Genomic DNA, 3,089 nt, shown 5'->3' with positions numbered 1-3,089 from the left:
ACATCCAGAATATCCGTGTCGTCTACGAACAGCCAGTCGTTGTTGTTGTAATAGTCGCCCGGCGCCCATTTTCCAGTTCCCGCACCTTGTACGGCGATTGTTTTTTTACCTGTATAATCGAATGCCGCTCCGGCAGCAATGGCTATATCTGCGCTTCCAGTGCTGTCTATCAATATTTTGGATAGTATGACGCCTCGTCCGAAGGGAGTGGCGACTACGACTCCCTTTACTTGGCTTCCTTCTATCAAAGCACCGCATCCCATCACGCCGAACCAGAGTTTGCCTCCTGCCTGTAACAGCTCTTTACGATGCCATTCCATTTTCCAGTCGGCAGGGAAACGTCCTTCTCCTTTGGGTTGTCTTGGATGGTCTTTAGGTGCCATTGCCAGGACACTCTTGTCTATATGAGCGGTATATCCGCCTCGGAACCCATCCCAATAGACACCGATCATTCCTAGTGTACTCAATCCTCCAAGCCCGTGCAGGTATTCCAATACCAATGTATTGGCTCCCTGTTTGGCTGCAGATATTCCGGCGGACGCACCTGCTGTGCCGCCTCCCATCACAACTACATCGTAGCTGCCTAAAACCGGAAGCGCACCTGCTGGAGAGGCGACGAACCCCTTTTGCAGGGACGGACGGAGCGGGGAGAGCAGTTCGCCTGTTTGTCCGTAGTTTGAAGCGTTTACTTTAAGCTGGCGGACAGTGGCCTGAGCCGGTACGGGTATATCCTTTATCTGTCTGGCTACTGTTTCGCCCATCATTTCTCCTATGAACAGGGCCGGAACGGGGCGCATCACTTTGGCTGCCAACTCTCTTGGTATCTCAGCACAGGGACCGAGTACCCATAGGTTTGCAATATTCTTAGATTTGAATGCTTGCATCGGTAACTTGCGCCAGGACACCGGATTCCCGTTATATGCTTTCTCGCTGTTAATCGTTTGTTTCGGAATATACCAGAGCAGATCCGAGCTGTCGACCTGTTCTATATCCCATGTCCGGTTACGGATGATCTGTTCGACCTCGGCCAGTGATGCATACGAGTCGTCTTTGAGTGGTAAACGGAATGTATAGTGGGTGACCGGATAGCTTTTTTCACCAACCTTGATGGGCTGGGATAATTCTTCGGCCTGGATAATTTCCGGTGCTTCTTTCGGGGTATTTCCTACTACGGTATAGCAGAATTCTTGCGAACCTGCGATAAAAGGTTTACGTTCTGCTCCTAATAGTCCGGCAACGGATGCATTGTGCGTCGCATCGATAATCGCTTTGCAACGGATAGCTTGTCTGCCCGAACGGTTTGCAATCACGACTCCCGCAGGTTTACCGGATGGGTCCGTCAGCACGTTCGTTACATAACTGCTGTAAAGGAACTGAATGTTGTTGTCGATCAATTCGTCTTCCAGCGTTTTCTTTATATGAAGCGGAGTAGGGAAATTTTTTCCCGGAAAGAGCTTGCGTGCAAGTGCTGTCTGCAGTTTTTCCCCTGCTTCTCGCTCGTAGAGATGTGAGCCGCATATGTCTTCACCCAGATAGGGCATATAGCCAACCAGGTAAACTCGACTGCCTGTTTTCGCTGCGGCAACAGCAGCGGCAATAGCACGTGAACTTCCACCCGCGACCACAAGATCTACTTCTGCAATCACCGGAATCTTACGTGCCCCTTCATGGCAGAATTTTTCATTTGGGACAGCTGATTGTATGGTTGACTTTGCTTCTGTCACGCTACCTAAAGAGGCTAATGCGCCTCCGGCTGCCGTTACTTTTAAAAAATCACGTCGTGTAATCATGGTATTCTCTTTTTATATTTGGTTTTTATGGGAACTATAAAGATAAGAATTTTATTTTTTAGGAACTAATATAATAGCATCGGCAAATAAGGCACCCTTCGAACGGCAGCCGTCAATCTTGATAGAAGATGTCCAGTTGCCTTTCTCAAACGCGTATGTGCCTAAACTTACCCATGAACCTTTGTGAGATCTGGGAGATATTTCTACTTGCTTGGTCCCCTCTTTACCCGTAATGTCAAAAGCCATAACTTCGGGCATCTCCTGGTCGGGAAGAGCTGTGCAGTAAAAGAAAACTTCGTATGTATCCGCCTTTTTGATAACAGGCATAAAGGTAAAAGAGCAATTGTTCTTTTGGTTCGCCGACTTTAAATAGCTGTTTTTATAATGCGCTCCAAAGCTTTTTTGCCAATGTCCGGATCTTTCTATTTTGTCGATATCGCTGTCATCGACTAATATTTCGGGAGTAGAACCGTCCAAATAAGGATTGTCTTTCAATATTTTCCTTAGCTTGGTTACATCTATTGTCTGGACGTCAGTATTATCGTTGATCGCTAATGCCGATGCTACGGCTGCCGATTGCCCCAATACCATAAAGACCGGTTCCATCCGGATTGATCCGAAAGCGATATGGGTGGAAGAAATACATACGGGGACCAGTAGATTAGTACATTCTTCGCGTTTAGGCGTAATGCTCTTGTACGAGATCGGATAGGGTGGGAAGCCATGATATTGGACATCCCCTTCATTTTTTACCATACCGTTTGTAACGATACGTTGGCAATTATGAGAGTCCATTCCGTAGGCGGCCATTCCGATTGCATCTCCCACTGTTTCTTCCCCTTGGCAATTTTTTTGTGTCATGATATATTCCCCGTTTAGACGTCGGGCTTCGCGCACATATAGTTGGGTCGGAAAGTTATCATTGTCAACAAATTCATCTTTCGCCCATCCAAATCTGGAAACCTGGTCGCGAAGTTTGGAAGGGACTCTTTCATCGTGTGTGAGGAAATAGAGCAGTCCTTTTGTATAGTCTACATGTTCTTGCCAGATCCGTTCGCGGGTTGCATAGTTGCCATCCGGATATTCGTAATTCATACCGATCATATCGGTTGATAGTGGTCCGCGATTATTCACGTCATACTTATTATCTGGCATCATACCCCAGTTAAATAAGAGATAATTATCTATGTGTAAATCCATTTTACGGATAGCACGTGCCAATAGTTCATATTTGGCCGGATCATAGTTTTCAGGTTTTTCGAACGGACGTTGATTTTCTTTATTGTCGGTAAGGCATAA

Annotated in this window: 2 protein-coding genes; both read right to left on the bottom strand. The window is 46.7% G+C overall.

The window, feature by feature from the left end:
- The coding region (locus tag BHV83_RS00295; protein ID WP_286755224.1) for a twin-arginine translocation signal domain-containing protein at window positions 1-1,790 on the bottom strand (1,790 nt) is incomplete at its 3' end.
- Window positions 1,791-1,841: 51 nt separating this feature from the next.
- A partial coding sequence (locus BHV83_RS00290) for an FAD-dependent oxidoreductase (protein ID WP_286755223.1) occupies window positions 1,842-3,089 on the bottom strand: 1,248 nt, incomplete at its 5' end.

This window comes from Parabacteroides sp. merdae-related_45_40, from assembly GCF_001915675.1.
Note: the sequence above shows the minus strand (reverse complement) of the source record. Positions and strands in the feature narration are given on the sequence as shown.